This is a genomic window from Corynebacterium sp. HMSC074C03 (genome assembly GCF_001838285.1).
Lineage (GTDB): Bacteria > Actinomycetota > Actinomycetes > Mycobacteriales > Mycobacteriaceae > Corynebacterium > Corynebacterium amycolatum.
Genome location: NZ_KV836208.1, coordinates 23,946 through 39,495, shown reverse-complemented (window position 1 = coordinate 39,495; position 15,550 = coordinate 23,946). Strand labels below are relative to the sequence as shown.

The 15,550-nt window shown below is 58.9% G+C and carries 14 protein-coding genes and 1 pseudogene; 8 read left to right on the top strand and 7 right to left on the bottom strand.

Annotated features, from left to right (window positions below; genetic code table 11):
* The 3 genes from HMPREF2847_RS04845 (at position 1) to dapD (ending at position 3,607) form a co-directional block, all read left to right on the top strand.
* Positions 1–993 carry a 2,3,4,5-tetrahydropyridine-2,6-dicarboxylate N-succinyltransferase gene (locus HMPREF2847_RS04845; protein WP_070851697.1) on the top strand — a complete coding sequence of 331 codons (993 nt, stop codon included), beginning with the start codon at positions 1–3 and terminating at the stop codon, positions 991–993.
* Positions 994–1,100: 107 nt separating this feature from the next.
* Complete coding sequence (locus HMPREF2847_RS04840; RefSeq protein WP_070851696.1) at positions 1,101–2,519, top strand: amino acid permease; 1,419 nt, start codon at positions 1,101–1,103, stop codon at positions 2,517–2,519.
* A gap of 116 nt (positions 2,520–2,635) precedes the next feature.
* On the top strand, positions 2,636–3,607 hold the full coding sequence (gene dapD / locus HMPREF2847_RS04835) for a 2,3,4,5-tetrahydropyridine-2,6-dicarboxylate N-succinyltransferase (protein ID WP_070851695.1): 972 nt from the start codon (positions 2,636–2,638) through the stop codon (positions 3,605–3,607).
* Here dapD and HMPREF2847_RS04830 read toward each other — a convergent pair.
* From HMPREF2847_RS04830 to typA, 7 genes are all read right to left on the bottom strand, one after another.
* Positions 3,600–4,544, bottom strand: a complete 945-nt coding sequence (locus tag HMPREF2847_RS04830; protein WP_070851694.1) for a pseudouridine synthase — start codon at positions 4,542–4,544, stop codon at positions 3,600–3,602. The genes dapD and HMPREF2847_RS04830 overlap by 8 nt on opposite strands.
* Positions 4,545–4,632: 88 nt before the next feature.
* Positions 4,633–5,760, bottom strand: coding sequence for a succinyldiaminopimelate transaminase (dapC, locus tag HMPREF2847_RS04825; RefSeq protein WP_070851693.1), 1,128 nt, complete (start codon positions 5,758–5,760; stop codon positions 4,633–4,635).
* 55 nt (positions 5,761–5,815) lie between these two features.
* Complete coding sequence (fdxA, locus tag HMPREF2847_RS04820) at positions 5,816–6,139, bottom strand: ferredoxin (protein WP_048761072.1); 324 nt, start codon at positions 6,137–6,139, stop codon at positions 5,816–5,818.
* A gap of 234 nt (positions 6,140–6,373) precedes the next feature.
* Positions 6,374–6,895, bottom strand: a complete 522-nt coding sequence (locus HMPREF2847_RS04815; RefSeq protein ID WP_070851692.1) for a hypothetical protein — start codon at positions 6,893–6,895, stop codon at positions 6,374–6,376.
* Positions 6,888–7,841, bottom strand: a complete 954-nt coding sequence (mshB, locus tag HMPREF2847_RS04810) for an N-acetyl-1-D-myo-inositol-2-amino-2-deoxy-alpha-D-glucopyranoside deacetylase (protein ID WP_070851691.1) — start codon at positions 7,839–7,841, stop codon at positions 6,888–6,890. Before mshB ends, HMPREF2847_RS04815 begins: the two co-directional genes overlap by 8 nt.
* A gap of 8 nt (positions 7,842–7,849) precedes the next feature.
* On the bottom strand, positions 7,850–9,994 hold the full coding sequence (locus tag HMPREF2847_RS04805; RefSeq protein ID WP_070851711.1) for an ABC transporter family substrate-binding protein: 2,145 nt from the start codon (positions 9,992–9,994) through the stop codon (positions 7,850–7,852).
* Between the two features lie 83 nt (positions 9,995–10,077).
* Positions 10,078–11,991, bottom strand: coding sequence for a translational GTPase TypA (gene typA / locus HMPREF2847_RS04800; protein ID WP_070851690.1), 1,914 nt, complete (start codon positions 11,989–11,991; stop codon positions 10,078–10,080).
* A 635-nt stretch (positions 11,992–12,626) separates the two neighbouring features.
* Between typA and HMPREF2847_RS04795 the strand changes: the two genes are divergently transcribed.
* From HMPREF2847_RS04795 to HMPREF2847_RS11755, 5 genes and pseudogenes are all read left to right on the top strand, one after another.
* Positions 12,627–13,319, top strand: coding sequence for an Rv1157c family protein (locus HMPREF2847_RS04795; protein ID WP_038628314.1), 693 nt, complete (start codon positions 12,627–12,629; stop codon positions 13,317–13,319).
* Positions 13,320–13,415: 96 nt separating this feature from the next.
* Positions 13,416–14,060: a ribonuclease FAU-1 family protein gene (locus tag HMPREF2847_RS04790; RefSeq protein WP_070851689.1), complete on the top strand. Its 645-nt coding sequence runs from the start codon at positions 13,416–13,418 to the stop codon at positions 14,058–14,060.
* 30 nt (positions 14,061–14,090) lie between these two features.
* Positions 14,091–14,702 (top strand): suppressor of fused domain protein, encoded by a 612-nt coding sequence (locus HMPREF2847_RS04785; RefSeq protein WP_070851688.1) that lies wholly within the window; start codon positions 14,091–14,093, stop codon positions 14,700–14,702.
* A 106-nt stretch (positions 14,703–14,808) separates the two neighbouring features.
* On the top strand, positions 14,809–15,306 hold the full coding sequence (locus tag HMPREF2847_RS04780) for a hypothetical protein (RefSeq protein ID WP_070851687.1): 498 nt from the start codon (positions 14,809–14,811) through the stop codon (positions 15,304–15,306).
* A 14-nt stretch (positions 15,307–15,320) separates the two neighbouring features.
* Positions 15,321–15,452, top strand: a pseudogene (locus HMPREF2847_RS11755) (amidohydrolase); the annotation flags it as partial.
* Positions 15,453–15,550 lie beyond the last annotated feature (98 nt).

The following is a 15,550-nucleotide window of genomic DNA, read 5'->3' as shown; positions in this document are numbered from 1 at the left end:
ATGATTACATCTGGTGCTGTCGCTACGGGAATCGCCAATATCGCAATGGACGGTACAGTTCTTGATACTTGGTTTCCCGCACCTCAGTTAAGCGATGAGGTCGTAGAATCAACCACCCATCGCCTCGGCGCCGCAGACCTGACCCCACAACTGCTGCGCCAAGTGATTTTGGACGAGGACCGCCGCGTGGAGCAGGTGGCAGTGCGCACGTCCATTGAGGATTTGTCCAAGCCTGCTGTCGACCCGCACGATGCCTACCTGCGCCTGCATCTGCTCTCTCACCGCCTGGTCAAGCCGCACCAGCTCAACACCAAGGGCCTCTACGAGCTGCTCCATGTAGTGGCGTGGACCAACAAGGGGCCATGCCTGCCGGACAACTTCGAGCAACTGCGTACCCACTTGCGCGTCCGCGGCCTGATTCACGTCTACGCCATCGACCGTATGCCGCGCATGGTCGACTATGTGCTGCCCGCCGGTGTCCGCATTGCAGAGGCCGAGCGCGTGCGGTTGGGCGCTTATCTAGCACCGGGTACGTCCGTACTGCGCGAGGGATTTGTCTCACTGAACTCAGGCACTCTGGGGCCGTGCAAGATTGAGGGACGTCTATCCTCCGGCGTCGTCATTGGCGCGCACACGAAGGTGGGGCTGTCGGCCTCCATCATTGCCGCTCACGACGATTCCGGTCAGCGTAAGCCGCTCACGGTTGGCGAGCGCTGCCACATCGATATCGCGGCCGGCACCGTCGGCGTCAGCCTCGGTAATGACTGCATTATTGACCGAAGCATCCTCATTGCCCCCGATACGCCCATCGATGTCCCCGAAGAGAACCACCGTATTCAGGCATGGGAAATCTCGGGCCGCGACAATATGCACTTCTACCATCACCCGGACCACTCGGCGGTGTGCGTCCGCCGCACGGAACGCTCGGGCAACGACGAAGGTGCCGCTGCTTTCGCTCAGCTTGCCGACGTGCCGGATGAGCTGGCCGGATAACCTACTTTGGGGTCTTGAAGGCACATTAATTGGCCCCGAAACGGTGAATGGGGGTAAACCCGTAATACGGTTATTGCCCCTGTTATCAGCGAGGTAATGTTTGCGACATGACCGAATCGCAAATTACCTCCACCTCCGGCGAGACAACTCAGCTGGGCAAGGGGCTGCAGGTTCGACACCTGACCATGATGGGTCTTGGCTCCGCAATCGGTGCCGGTCTTTTCCTTGGTACGGGCGTCGGCATTAAGGCAGCTGGCCCGGGTGTTCTGATTTCCTATGTCATCGCTGGCTTCATTGTCGTCCTCGTCATGCAGATGCTCGGCGAGATGGCTGCTGCCCGCCCGACACCGGGTAGCTTCTCCACCTATGCTGAGATGGCCTTTGGTTCTTCGGCTGGCTTTGTCCTCGGCTGGCTCTACTGGTTCATGCTCATCATGGTGCTCGGCGCTGAAATCACCGGCGCCGGTGCCATCATGGGTGCGTGGTTCGGTATTCCAGGCTGGATTCCAGGCCTGATCTGTGTTGTCTTCTTCGCTGTAGTGAATTTGGCGAATGTGCGCGGTTTCGGCGAGTTTGAGTTCTGGTTCGCGTTCATCAAGGTCGCGGTGATTATCGCGTTCTTGGTCATTGGCGTTCTTCTTTTCTTCGGTCTGCTGCCAGGCACCAGCTTCGTCGGTACGACGCATATTGCCGAATCCGGATTCCTCCCGAACGGCGTGTCCGGCATTGCCGCTGGTCTGTTGGCTGTGGCCTTCGCCTTCGGCGGTATCGAGATTGTCACGATTGCCGCTGCTGAGGCCGAGAATCCGCAGCGCTCCATCGCTGCTGCTGTCCGCTCAGTGATCTTCCGCATCTCTGTGTTCTACCTGGGCTGCGTGACCGTCATCATCCTGCTGCTGCCGTACTCCCAGATTGACGGCGCTGACTCCGCAGCTGAGTCGCCGTTCACCCAGGTTTTGAAGCAGGCGAACATTCCAGGTGCCGTTGGCTTCATGGAGGCCATTATCGTTCTGGCGCTGCTGTCCGCGTTCAACGCTCAGATCTACGCCACCTCTCGCCTGGTCTACTCCATGTCCACCCGCGGTGAGGCTCCGCGTTTCTTCGCCCACACCAATGAGCACGCAGTTCCGAACCGTGCGGTCATCATGTCGATGGTCTTCGCCTTCGTCTCCGTTGGCCTGCAGGTTGTCTTCGACGGCTCGAGTGTCCTGGTCTTCCTGCTGAACGCTGTCGGCGGCTGCTTGCTGGTGATCTGGCTGGTCATTGCCCTGTCCGAGATTAAGCTGCGCCCGCAGATGGAGGCCAACAACGAGCTTTCCGTTCGCATGTGGGCCTACCCAGCACTGTCCTGGGTAGCGGTCATCCTGATCCTGGGCCTCGCTGTTGGCATGCTCACCGATCCTGGTGCTCGCCAGCAGGTTATCGCCGTAGTGTGTGTCACTGCATTCCTCGCGGTGCTTGCCGCGCTGACTAAGAAGAGCCGCACCGCGGCCCGCGAGGCCTTCGAGTCCAGCGATAGCAACTAGCCCATGACAACTAATTGCAGGGTCTAACCACCCTGCTACCCCTATCCGAACACTTCCTTGCTACACATTTGCGGAACACTTTTCATAGATAGGGATATGCCGGTAGCCTGTTTTCCATGAAATTTGGAGCACAAGCTACCGGCATTGCCACTTTTAACAACGATACTGTTCTCGACGTCTGGTTCCCCGCCCCCAAGCTCATCGAAGAGGGCACGGCAACCTCCACCACGACCGGAACCATCGACACCGACGCGCTCCCCGAAGATTTCACCTACCTCGCAGACCTGACCGTAGCCGATGCGGACCGCGGTACCACACGCCGTCTGGTCACAGCTACCATCGCTTCACTCGATAACGCGCCAGTCGACACCATCGACGCCTACCTGCGCCTCCATCTGCTCTCCCATCGCTTGGTTGTGCCCAACAGCATCAACCTGGACGGCATCTTCGGCAAGCTCAACAATGTGGTGTGGACCAATTTTGGCCCCTGTGCTGTCGAAGGCTTCGAGGTGACCCGAGCCAAGTTGTCACGCCGCGGGCCTGTCACCGTCTACTCCATCGATAAATTCCCTCGCATGGTCGACTACGTCACTCCCACCGGAGTCCGCATCGGTGACGCCGACCGCGTGCGCCTTGGAGCCCACCTCGCAGAGGGCACCACAGTCATGCACGAGGGCTTCGTCAACTTCAACGCAGGCACGCTTGGACACTCCATGGTGGAAGGTCGTATCTCCCAGGGCGTCATCGTCGACGACGGCTCCGATATCGGCGGCGGAGCGTCCATCATGGGCACACTATCCGGCGGAGGTAAGGAAGTTGTGTCCGTCGGCAAGCGATGCCTACTCGGTGCGAACGCTGGACTCGGCATCTCGCTCGGCGATGACTGCGTACTGGAAGCCGGGCTCTACATCACCGCCGGCACAAAGTGTCACGTTGCCCTGGACGGCGTGAAGAAGACGCTCAAGGCCCGCGAGCTTTCGGGCGGATCGAATATGCTCTTCCGCCGCAATTCACTCTCTGGTGCAGTCGAGGTTGTGCCGTGGGCTGCCGAAAAGGTGAAGCTCAGCGCCGATCTGCACGCTAACTAAAGGCGGTCGGCACGTCTGCCGGGGCCGAAATATTCCGCGCGCTCCGGTAGGCACGTCGCTCACCAGTGACGGGGTCGATGAACGTCAATGCGGTCGCCGTCAGGCGCAACTGCGGCGTGTACTTTGGCGCGTTGCCCGCGCTTGCCGACGGCCCCTGCGTCCCAACCTCTCGGCCATAGGTGTCCTCACCGAGAATGGGATAGCCTAGCCGGTCCATCGTCGCCCGCAGCTGATGTGTGCGGCCCGTATGGGGCTGTAGCCGCCAGTGCCCCATCTGCATGCGGCTGCCGCAATGCCCGCAACCACAGCCGACTGCATGCAGCGAAATGCTGGCGCTGGTCGCACCACCGCCACGGGTGCTCGCCAGCACATCGCCGATATCCGCTGCTACCGGGCCTAGGAAGGTCACTGTTGTGTGTGCGAGCTTGAGCTTGGGATTCTTCGCAGCGGCGCGTGCGGGATCATTGGTCTCCACAACTTTTACTCCGCGCTCTGCCGGGTTGGGGTCGAGCAGGAGTGTGACTTCCCTGCTTTCTCCCGCATGCCAATCATCGGGCATCACGGTGAGGCATTCGTATTCTTTGGTGATTTCCTGGTTTTGGAAAAGCTGCTGGTAGCGCGCACGGGTAGCCGGATTCCGAGAGAGCAACAGCAGCCCGCTGGTCAGCAGGTCCAGACGGTGAACGGCCACAATCTCCGATTCCCCGAGACTACGTCGCAGGCGCTCCTGCACGGTATTGGCCACAATGCGGCCATTGGGGGTCGCTGGCAGAAAAGGTGGCTTGTCTACGACCAAAAACTCATCAGTGTCGGCCACAATTGCCGGCTCAAAGGGGATGTACTCCTCGCGCTCGTGAGCGGCGGCATCGACTTGCGCTGTCTGACGGTTCTTCTCAAGTCCCCACCAAGCATCTCGATTGCCTGCGGCACGTCCCACGGCACACTCCCTTTTTATGATTTGGTCTATGCCGATGTCGGCACTGTTTGCAGCATTCGGCCTACTCGGGCCAGCACATCTGGCCGGGCTAGCCGCGAATGCGCGCCGCGGCCACTTCGATATCGTTGAGCGTCGCTGTGAGCCCCACCCGCACGTGCTGCGCACCCCTGGGGCCGTAGAAGCTACCCGGCGCGACCAGGATGCCGCGTTCGGCCAGCCAATCAACCGTCTGCCAGCAGTCTTCCCTGCGAGTAGCCCACAGATAGAGCCCGCCCTCGGAGTCATCGACACGAAAACCTGCGGCTACCAGTGCATTGTGCAGAACCTCGCGGCGATTACAGTAGCGCTGCTTCTGTTCGGCCTCGTGGGAGTCGTCGTTAAGCGCGGCGATTGTGGCGTGCTGGATGGGCCCCGGCATCATCAGTCCCATGTGACGGCGCACGGAAATCAGCTCCGCGATGAGATCCGCATCGCCGGCGAACCAGCCGGTGCGGTACGACGCCATATTCGACGTCTTGGACAGTGAGTGGATAGCCAGCAGGTTGGTGAAATCACCGTCGCACACTCGCGGGTTGAGAATACTGACTGGCTGTTCAGTCCAACCGAGCCCCAGGTAGCACTCGTCGGAGGCGACGATGACGTCCCGAGCACGAGCCCACTCAACCACCTTGCGCAGGTGTTCAACACCGAGGACCTTGCCGTTGGGGTTGCCCGGGGAATTGATGAACATCAGTGTCGGCGAGGCGGGGCCGATTTGTGTCAGCGAGTCCGCACGCAGCAGCTCAGCGCCCGCAATGCGTACGCCGACCTCGTACGTGGGATATGCCAGTTCCGGAATGACGACGGTATGCCCCGCACCTACGCCAAGGAGGAAGGGAAGCCAGCCAATCGCTTCCTTGGTGCCGATGACTGGAAGCACATTGCCGCCGTTGACCGCTGACTCCAGTCCCGTCACGCCGTAACGGCGCGCCATCGCTGCAACAATCGCCGCGCGTAACTCAGGCGTGCCGACGGTCTGTGGGTAACCCGGTTCCGCAGCGCCTTCGGAAAGGCTCTGCCGGATAATCTGAGCGACTTCATCGACCGGTGTACCAACCGAGAGATTCACCATGCCCTCGGGATACGCAGCCGCAGTGGCTTTCGCCTGCGTGAGAGAATCCCACGGAAACTGAGGCAGAAGAGAACCGGGAGTTACACGCTTGCGGGCAGCTGACATGAGCGGTGATGAAGTCCTTACCGGGAAAAGGAAATGGTTTTAATCCTCTGTGGATTTAGTCTTCTGCCTGCGGCGGCAGAGCTGCCACGAATGGCACGTCGAAGTCCTGCGGGCCGAGCTTGGCAGCGCCGCCCGGGGAACCCAGCTCATCGAACCAGTCGACGTTGGCATCGATGTATTCAATCCACTCATCCGGCACATCGTCTTCGTAGAAGATGGCCTCGACTGGGCAGACCGGCTCACAGGCGCCGCAGTCCACGCACTCATCAGGGTGAATGTAGAGCATGCGCTTGCCCTCATAAATGCAGTCAACCGGGCACTCTTCGACGCAGGCTCGGTCGAGGACATCAACACATGGCTGGGCAATGATGTAAGTCATGGTTTTAGGTTTAAGAACCTTTCTCACAAGATATGGGCTGAGGCTTTCGCTATCTGTCGATTATGCCGTTTCGACGAGAAGCAGAGCAAAAATAGACAGAGCGGTATATTCAGATTGGAGTCTACACCCAACGTAGGTGTTGTTTTCAACTAGCTCCAGAAATAGACATATTGATGCAGGGCTGCCCTGCATCAAGTCCTGAGCCGCTTCCTGCGGGATCAGCTGCCATATCAGCTAGAGCGCCCGCAGGTGGCGCAGTGGCCAGGCACCGCCCAGCACACCACAAACAAGCAGCAGAACTGTTCGCAACCACTGCCCCATTGCCAAATCACCACCGAAGGGCAGCACTGCCCACAGCAAAATGCCTGCAAAGCCCAGCACCCAAATGACAGTCGGAATCGCAGCTTTAGAGCGATCACGAGTCCACAGCAACGCTGTATTGGTGATAACCAGATTGGCAATATAGGCCAACGGAATAGTCCACGGCAACGGAATAGCAACCGAGCCGATGGTAATCCACGCTCCGAGGAAAACTACCTCAATCACCAGCGCTGCCAGCGCAGCCAGCGACAGCCAGACCAGCGCTACCGTGACTTCACCCTGATGGAAGTTCTCACGTGGCTGCGAACGTTCCGGGTCGCCCCAATAGCGCTCATCTCCAAACGTGCGCTTTTCAATACTCAAGCGCTCGTTTTTCAACTTTCCGCCAGCAGCGTTAATCAAGTCTTCGCTTTCGTGAGGTTGAAGGTCACTCATCGTCCGCACTCCCCTCCGCCGCCAGATCCACGCCCGGTACCGAGTCGACGCTCGCTACCGGCTCCGACAGTAATTGGATATTCACCAGCTCCCCTAGCGCTTCCATAGACGCAGCGGTCGCCGTACCAAAACGGTATGCCTCAGTCGGCGTCACCGGCTGACACAGCAAATTGGAAAACGCCCAGACGGCTCGCGCACGACCAGAGCCATCGGTCTGCCCATAGACAGCATCCGGATTGACCTCGCTGACGGAACCATCGGCGAACCACACCTGCGTCGCATGCGCACGCATGGCCTCAACCTTGGCAGCCACAGCGGCGTCATCCAGCTGAACCTCGAAATGGCCAGTCACAGTGGCGAAGTCGTCGACATCGCACGACTGCCAGCTCTCCGGTACCACGGTAATGGCATCCAGCCCCGCCGCCATTGCCTCACGATCGGTGACCGCCCACAGCGTCGGAAAGCGATTTCCGCACGCCGCGACAGTGATATCGTGCGCGCGAATGTGGTCCGGATGCCCATAGCCACCATCGGCATCGTAGGTAATGACCAGGTCTGGCTGCAGCTCATCGAGGATGGTGCGAAGCTGGGCGACCGCCTCATCACCTGAGTTCACGAAGGCACGCGGATGCTCATTGCCCTTGTCACCGGCCATCCCGGAATCACGCCAACGTCCAGCGCCGCCGAGGAACCGCGGCGCGTTATCAGGACCGTTGGCGCCTAACGCACGCAGCGCCGAGCGCAACTCGGCGACGCGGAAACCGCCCAACTGGTCGGCTTCATCAGCAACTAGCCCCTGGTACGGCGCGCCGATGACCTCTCCCAGCTCGCCCATCGTGCAGGTCACTACGCTTACCGACGCTCCGGACCGCGCGGCAGCCGCAATCAAACCACCTGTCCAAATGGACTCGTCATCTGGATGTGCGTGAACAAAAAGTAACTTCACGGACTTTCTTACTTCCCCTTGTTCTCCTGGTCGACGTTATCGCGGCCATCTTGGTTCTGACCCGAACCGTCCTGCTCTGTATCTTCGCGCGGATTATCTCTCGGCTGAGAATTCTCAGACGATTCTCGAGCCCCACTCTGTGTCGAGACACGGCGAACCTCGCCCAGAACACCGAGGCGGCCCAACACTGGGTCATCGGTCCACTGCGAAGAGTCCCTCCTCTCGGTAATTGTAATTTCCGGGCTGACCACCGTCAGCAAGCCGTCTTTCACCAAGGTCAGCTCGATACTGTGGCCAGCAATGATATCGGCGAGTTCAGCGGGCAACGCAGAACTGTCGGGAGCGAGCAGCTCATCAATCTGTGGGTCACAAAGGCCGGAGAGATTCTCGCTCCGAGCAGCCGATTTCGGAGCAACTGGTACTCCATTTAGGTCAGCCGGCTCCGCTGAGGTAGAAGATTTGGACTGCTCAGATGGTGTTGTCCCGTCCAACGAGCCCTGCTCTTCAGCACTCTTTTCCCGATCTCCACTTGGCGCAGGCTTTGTCGAACTGTCGACGCGCTCAGAATCAGACTCGGACTCAGACTCAGCAGCCGACTCTGCGCCCGCTTCGTCCAGGTCCTTCGGCGGCAGCGAACTGACCGAGCCTTCCGTACACACATAGCGTTCCCGGGCCGCCTGGACAGAATTGGGCTGCTCTGCCCATGCCACCACAGCATCGACAGTTCCGTAGGGCAACGAAGACCGCAGCATGTCCGCCGGAGAATACGAAACAACGGTGGCGGGGATACCAGCTGCAGTCAACTGGTCAGCGACCGCAAAAGCCGCAGCGCGTGCCGCTATACCGTCGCTAATGATGCCAATTCGTAGCGGATTGTCCTCAGTAAAACCAGCCTGTGGTGTCTCGGATCGCTCCTGGTCACCACCGTCACCAGAACCACCCGCAATTCGGCGGCCGGTGGCCACCTCTGAGACCTCTGCAACGTTGATGCTGCTCAGAATGGCCCGGCGGACGGACTCGTCGGCAAGCCTATTCGACGCGAGATTGGTACTGAAAACCAGTTCCCGGTTTGGCTCATGGAAAAACTCAGCAACACCGGGGACCAGACCATACGTCAGCTCAGATGTCTCCGTAGGACGGACCTGCACAGCCTGGATCTGCTTCGAACGCAGTTGCTCCGCACCATCGATGGCACTACGCATGGCACGCAGCGTAATAATCTCCGAGGCCGCTGGCTGCTCACCCCAGTAGCGGTCATTTCGAACCAGTCGAATGATGTTGCGGCCGACATCCATCGACTCGACGGTGTACTGCCCACCGGAAGCTGGGAAACGACTGGCCAGCCCTTCGGAAAAACCATCAGTGTTCGACCGCATCAGATGCGCAGGCAAGAGATGCGCAAACAGTCGCTGCCAATGCGTAATCGGCTGAGTGAACGTCACGTCGATCTGACGGCCCCCGTCAGAGACATCAATGGATTTAATCAGCTCATAGGTCGCTGTATCCAACGATCCTGGAGTGGACGTGACTTGGGAATGCAGATAGCGGAAGTCCTCGCCGCTAATCGGCGTGCCATCGCTCCACTGCGCCCCCTTTCGAATGCGGTAGCGGACATGCTCTGCCGCTACCGTCGGATCCGTGATGTCAACATCGGCTGCTTTCCAGCTTCCAGCTCCATTACTGGTGTCGCCGTCTTTGCTGTCATCATTCCTTATGACCTGCACGGAATCCAATAAATCGGAGTTGAGCAGCCACTGGGGAGCACCTGCCAAACGGGCATTGGCAGCGTTATCCACCACTCCGGGAGCTTGCGCGGAGGCAGTAGCGTCACCAGCCTCGCCCTCAACTGGCGCGGGGGTGAAAACACTGGGCAGTGTCAGTCGCGCTACCAGGCTGGTCACTGGGGAGACGTCGGCAAGCAAATGCGGATTGAAGCCTTCGACAAACTCGTCGACACCGACCGTGACTTCACGCATCTTTTTAGCCTGGTCAGCGGTGTCTTCCTGCTGTACCGGCACTTCCTGCTGCCCGGGCACAGTCGGAGCGTCGGACGGGCGAGCCATGCACGAGGACGCCAAAGCCGCCGTCACGCAGAGTGTCGATGCTACGAAAAATCGACGAGAAGCTGCGTGACGACGGCTGCGAATAAACATATTCACGAGATTACTCGACACCTGGCCGAGTCAGTTACCCCGAGACTGGTTTTCCAGGTCGCCCAGTCCTCTAGTAACCCGAATTACTTCTTATTCATTGCCTTCGCGCGGGAACGGGCGCGAGCGCGATCGGTGGCGCTGAGGATCTGCTTGCGTACGCGAATGCCCTCCGGGGTGACCTCAACACACTCGTCAGCGCCACAGAACTCCATAGCCTCATCGAGGGAGAGCTTGTGAGCCTTCTCCAGGGTCACGGTCGCATCAGCCGAAGCTGCGCGCATATTCGTCAGCTTCTTTTCCTTGGTGATGTTGATGTCCATGTCCTCATCACGCGGATTCTGGCCAACGACCATGCCCTCATAGGCCTGGTCACCCGGCTCGACGAAGAAAGTACCGCGGTCAGAAAGCTGAATCAGCGCGTAAGCGGTGATCTGGCCAGTACGGTCAGCCACCAGCGAACCAGTCGGGCGGTCCTTAATCTCGCCTGCCCACTCGCCATAACCTGCCGAGTAGTGGTTGGCGATACCGGTGCCCTTGGTCTCCGTCATGAAAGTGGTGCGGAAGCCAATCAGACCGCGGGACGGAATCAGGAACTCCATGCGCACCCAACCGGTGCCCTGGTTACCCATCTGTTCCATGCGTCCCTTACGAGCCGCCATCAGCTGGGTGACCGCACCCAGGTGCTCTTCTGGAACATCGATGGTCAGGTGCTCGTACGGCTCCTGAACCTTGCCATCGACGGTCTTGGTAACAACCTGCGGCTTACCGACGGTCAGCTCAAAGCCCTCACGACGCATAGTTTCAACCAGAACGGACAGCGCCATTTCACCACGGCCCTGCACCTCCCAGGCATCCGGGCGTTCGGTCGGCAGCACGCGCAGCGAGACGTTACCAATCAGCTCCTGGTCCAGGCGGGCCTTGACCATACGAGCGGTCAGCTTATCGCCACCACCCTGGCCTGCCAGTGGCGAGGTGTTCACACCGATCGTCATGGAGATAGCCGGCTCATCGACCAGAATGCGCGGCAGCGGATCCGGGTGCTCAGCATCACAGAGAGAGTCTCCGATCATGACCTCGTCGATACCGGAGATAGCAGCGATGTCACCTGCAATGGCCTCTTCAGCAGGAACACGGGTCACGCCGACGGTACGCAACAGCTCCGCGACCTTCGCGTTCTTGATGTGCTCATTGCCATCAGAGTCATAGTGAATCCACGAAATCTGCTGTCCCTTGCGGATACGACCCTTGTGAATACGAATCAGGCCAATTCGACCCAGGAAGGAGCTGGAGTCCAGGTTAGTAACCTGCGCCTGCAGCGGGGCATCAATCTCAGCGGACGGCTCCGGGAGCACCTCGGTGATGACGTCGAACAGCGGCTGCAGGTTCTCAGACTCCGGCAAGTTGCCGTTACCCGGGTTCTCCGTCGAAGCCTTACCGGCACGACCGGAAGCATAGAGAACCGGCAGCTCAAGGTTGCGCTCAGCGACCTCAGCAGCTTCCGGGTCTTCCAGGGTGGAGGCTAGCTCTAGCAGCAGATCCTGGGCTTCCTCAACAACCTCGTCGATACGCGCATCTGGACGGTCGGTCTTGTTGACCACAATGATTACCGGCATGGACGCAGCCAGGGCCTTGCCCAGCACGAAGCGAGTCTGTGGCAACGGACCTTCGGAAGAGTCAATCAGCAGCACGACGCCGTCAACCATGGACAGTGCGCGCTCCACCTCACCACCGAAGTCGGCGTGACCAGGGGTGTCAATGACGTTGATAATGAGATCTTCGCCGTTCTTGCCCTCACCTTTTCGGCGAATAGCGGTGTTCTTCGCCAAGATGGTGATGCCCTTTTCCTTTTCAAGGTCACCAGAGTCCATCACTCGGTCTGCAACTTCTTCGTGGTCGCTGAAAACGCCGGACTGCTCCAGCATGGCGTTCACGAGAGTGGTCTTGCCATGGTCGACGTGCGCGACAATGGCGACATTACGGAACTCGGTATCGCTCACAGGCGGATAGCTCCTAACAAGCTAAGAGGACTAAAAGAAAAAGATACGGCCTTGCCCTAAAGGACTGTCTTTACGACTGCCTTTAACGCCCCGCATCAACGCGTAATAAAGCGTTCTACAGTGTACTCCTTCTTAATGGACCTGCACATCTGGCAGAGCTTCCCGCAACCCCGAGCACCTATCCGTCATGCAAAGTGGCACTGCCGCGCCGCCCCTAGGCATAAATTACCCCCTTGCTCCACCCCCGCTTTACCGACAGCCATAACGGCATATCCACCCACACCACAACGCTTCACGACGACAATCTCTCAGCCCGCCATGTGATAGATGTGACCAAATGCCATAGTTGTAACCCCACGGGATGAGACTTGACTTCACCCGCCTACACGCTGCGAAACGCCATTAACCCCATAAGCATGCAGTGTGCCTCAATTTTCACAATCATCTCTTTCTACACCTTTATCCACTCTGGTTGACTTGCGACACGCGGGAACCCGTGCGTTAATCTCCTGAGAAGATTCTGAACATTTCTTTTTCAAATCTTTCCAATTCACGTTGGAGTCGTTCTAAGATGAGCAACGATTCCGAAATTTTGATTCCGACTCCAATAGCCCACGAATGAGAGGTACTTCACCGTGGTTTCGACTGGACGCTCCTTCCTGCGCCGTGCCGCAGCGACCTTGGGTGCAGCTGCAATTCTCACTGCGGGCATGACTCCCGCCGCTTCTGCTTCCCCCTCGCTGGACTCCCTGAACATCGCTTCGCCGGATCTTTACGGCAACGCGCGCGACATCATTAACTCCCCAGGCGTTCCTGAGGAAATTTCAAGCGCACTGAACAAGGGAATTGACTTCCTGACTGGCGAGGGCGACGGCGAGCCGGGCTTCAAGGTTCCGGAAGGCGCCCCGAAGACCAACCAGTTCCTGCTGCCGACCGTGGCTGACAAGTGCATCGGTGGCGAAAGCCGCTCCATCGGTATGGCCACCTCCGTTCCGGGTCCGGCTGACCTGCCGCTGCCTGGCGTTCCGGAGAACCAGCTTGGCTTCGTCTTCACTGGCCTGGGCACCAAGCAGCTGGCTAAGGAACAGAACACCGAGATGAACGTCTACTGGGTCAACGTTGCCAACGGCAAGTACGGCAAGACCACCCTGCAGAACAATGGCATCAACGCCGAGGAGGGCCCGGGCGCTGTCAACGGCACCGCTGACACGGGCAAGGGCTTGGTCATCGCTGTCATGCAGGGCGGTATCACCACTCAGGAAGAGCCTGGTCCGACCAACTGCAGCTACACCCCGACCGCCGGTGTCTTCCCGGTCGGCCTGAACTAAGTTTTTCTAGTTCTCCCCTAGCCCTTTTTGCATCACGTATGCAGAAAGGGCTTTTCTATGCCCAAAAAGGCAGCCCCCACACGTTAAGGTATTCGCATGTCCACTTCACCGGCCACTTCGGCTTCGACCGCGGCAGCTCCTGCACTCTCCCCAATTCGCTCGAGTCAGGACACACATCCTCCAAAAGTCGAGACCTTTGACCTACGTGAAATGGTCAACACCGACCCCAAGGGCTTTCAGCGCAAAGTCGACGAGTTCCGAACTCTCACACCCAGCCGCCTCTATATGCGCCGTGGGATGGATCATCCAAAGTTTGGATATCTTGAGTCATTCCTGCTTGCCGACGAAGGGTTGCGCATCAGCATTTATCACTTCCGCCCGGGCGTGAAGGTGGAACACCAACGCTACGTCGATATTGTCAGCATCGACCGGACTGATCCGCAGTGCTGGCGTATGACCGATTTGTATCTCGACATCCTGCAGGCACCGACCGCCCCTGAGGCCATAGCTCCCCTACCTGTCGATGCGGCCACACAGATTCGAGTTGAAGATGTCGATGAGCTCGTCGCGGCCCACACTCAGGGACTGATTAGCGATGAACTCACCGAATTCGCTATCGAGACCACGCTGACTGCACGCGCCGCAATCGCTGCACACGGTGACAACATTGATGCGTGGATGCAGACTTTGAACCTCGAAGCGACGTGGGTTGATGCTGTTGAGCTTTCGCCTGCAGCCTAGAACTACCACCTCAACAAAGGAGTACCGTTCGTGTTCGATAACTTAACCGGCCCCATCCCTCCCGCCGGCCCTGATGGCAATGCGATTATCAAAGCCGTCCGAGCAGCATTTACCTCCTACTTTGAAGAGTCCAACCCCGGCGAAGCCCAGCTGACCTTCCTCGGCTCTGCTCCGCTGAAGATGCTGCGCTTCGGACCTGACACAGGCCGGATTGTCACCTACGCAACACTCGGTTGCAGTGCCGAGGCAATGCAAGATCCGTCCGCAATGGTGGTGGACACCAACTCTGGCCCGCGTGCCGAGCTCATCTTGCCTATTCGTGGTGGTCTGGACGCAGTCATCCGCCCGCTGGGTATTCTTGCCGCTTCCCCAAGCATCGAAGGCCTCATCCTCACCGAGGGTGCACTTATCGACTTCGGCCAGCCACTGTGGGATCAATCGCGCTTCACCGGTTTTGTGCTGCTCAAGGCAGAAATCCCGCCGGTCGTGGTAGAGGAAACCGAAGTCACGATCTTCCAGCCAGTCCCGGCCACAACCAACGAATTTGCCCTTGCTCGCGCTAAGGGCGTTGACGAACTGCGTCGCGTGTGGGAAACCCAAGGTGTCGACTTCACCGACCCGCACCGCACCAGCGCTGTATAAAAGTTAGCTTTTGGGCGGTTGCCGACTATCTGCTCGTCGGCAAGCGATAAGTGCAACCTAGCAGTGACGTTTCGCGCCGCGACAGCGTGGTTTAGAGTGTGGAGTTATGGCAGTCAATTCGGCTAAAGACGTTCCTTTCCATGCGGCGCAGTCCTTTAGGTGGTGGCGGCTGGCGGTATATGTTTACGTCCCGGCGCTACTCCTCACCGTGGTCAGTTCCCTATTGAAATGGGATGCGACTGTTACGGAAGCGGCAAAGGCCAACGACATCGAGATTTCTGCTGCTCAGACCAGCTTGGCTGTGAGCTTCGCGTTTGCGCTTATCGCACAGACGGCAACGGCGATTGCGTGCTGGTGGCTTGCTGGCAAACTCCTTGAAGGATCGACTGCAGCGCGCACGGTGCTGTCCGTGGCAGCGGCAGTTTTTGTCATTAATGCATCAATGACTCTGGTCGGAACGATTTCCCAGGTGCGCTCCGGAGACTCATCGGTGCTCGGTTTGATTACAGCTGGCCTGCTGATTGTTGCCTCTATCATCGCCGCAACTGCAACCGTCCAGTCCTACCGCGGCGAGCGAAACCAGAAGTTCTTTGTGACGACGTAGGCAGCTCTTAGTGGCTCGGCGGCTTCGCGGATGAGAGCAGCGCTGTTGGCAACCACAACCCAGCTTTCATCCCTGAACTCCACCCCACTCTTGACCGGGGAGCAGAGGCAATCGTTGTAGCTGCCTGTGCTTGGTTGGCGAAATGAGGGTGTGATTAGCGAGGCTGATGCGTTCGGCTGCTGGCGAGCTGGTGGATGGTGTGGTGCCGGACTCGTGCAGGACGGCCGAAAACCTGGGGTTAAGA